The 1,251-nt window shown below is 58.5% G+C and carries 2 protein-coding genes; both read left to right on the forward strand.

What is annotated here, in order from left to right; all coding sequences use genetic code 11:
* Positions 1–381: flagellin (locus AS026_RS10530; protein ID WP_280950874.1), on the forward strand; the 381-nt coding region annotated here is incomplete at its 5' end.
* A gap of 280 nt (positions 382–661) precedes the next feature.
* Positions 662–1,251 (forward strand): flagellin N-terminal helical domain-containing protein (locus tag AS026_RS10535; RefSeq protein ID WP_062369616.1); only part of this gene is annotated, 590 nt, incomplete at its 3' end.

Genomic DNA, 1,251 nt, shown 5'->3' on the forward strand with positions numbered 1-1,251 from the left:
CTGTTCAACGGCACGACCACCGGCGGCATTCTTGGTGGGACCGGCGCAAGCTCCGGCCAGTCGGTCTACGGCTTCACGATCGGTACTAGCACGACCCAAGGCGACATCGACAACCTGCTGACGGACGTCGAAACCACGCTGAAGAACATGACCACTCTCGGTTCGCAGCTCGGTTCGCTCCAGACTCGCGTCGACATCCAGTCGGACTTCGTGTCTTCACTCAGCGACTCGATCGACTCCGGTATCGGCCGCCTGGTCGACGCCGACATGGAAGAAGAGTCCTCCAAGCTCAGCGCCCTGCAGACCCAGCAGCAGCTGGCGATCCAGTCGCTGTCGATCGCGAACTCCTCTTCGCAGAACATTCTCTCGCTGTTCCGCTAATAGCCCGTACGGCAGATTGAAGAAAGCTTGCGGCCGGGTCATTCCCGGCCGTAAGTGTTTTAATTTCCAGTTAACGAACGATCCGTAACTACCGGATATTTTTAATAAATTTCCCCATACAGGTTCAGGATTTCTTAACCATGATGCCGTCATATGGGCCTATCGAAACGGCGAGTTGATTGCGCAGTACGAAGCGATCAACAGGCATGACGCTGACCGCCGTTCCCGGTAGAAAGTCCGGAATGTCCCTTCACATCAATTCTGCCAAAGGGGCAAATCAATGACCAGCATTCTGACCAACAACTCCGCAATGGCGGCACTCCAGACGCTGCGCAACGTCAACAGCAATCTGGCGGACACGCAGAACGCCGTTTCGTCTGGCCTGCGCGTCGGCAAGGCTGCCGACAACGCTGCCTACTGGTCGATCGCCACGACGATGAAGTCGGACAACAAGGCCCTTTCGGCTGTTTCCGACGCCCTCGGCATGGGCGCCGCCAAGCTCGACACCGCATATACGGCTGTCGACAGCGCCATCGATCTCGTCGGCGAGATCAAGGCAAAGCTCGTTGCAGCCAGCGAAGCTGGTGTCGACAAGACCAAGCTTCAGGACGAAATCACCCAGTTGCAGGCACAGCTCTACAGCGTTGCCCAATCCGCTTCGTTCAACGGCGAAAACTGGGTCAACAACACCGGCGGTACCGTCAGCGTCGTTTCCTCCTTCGTCCGCGGCACCGGCGGCACGGTCTCGATCAAGACCACCGACTATGTGCTCGGCACGACCAACACCCTGTTCAACGGCACGACCACCGGCGGCATTCTTGGTGGGACCGGCGCAAGCTCCGGCCAGTCGGTCTACGGCTTCACGATCGG

The sequence above is a fragment of the Rhizobium altiplani genome, from assembly GCF_001542405.1.
In the GTDB taxonomy this organism is placed as follows: domain Bacteria; phylum Pseudomonadota; class Alphaproteobacteria; order Rhizobiales; family Rhizobiaceae; genus Rhizobium; species Rhizobium altiplani.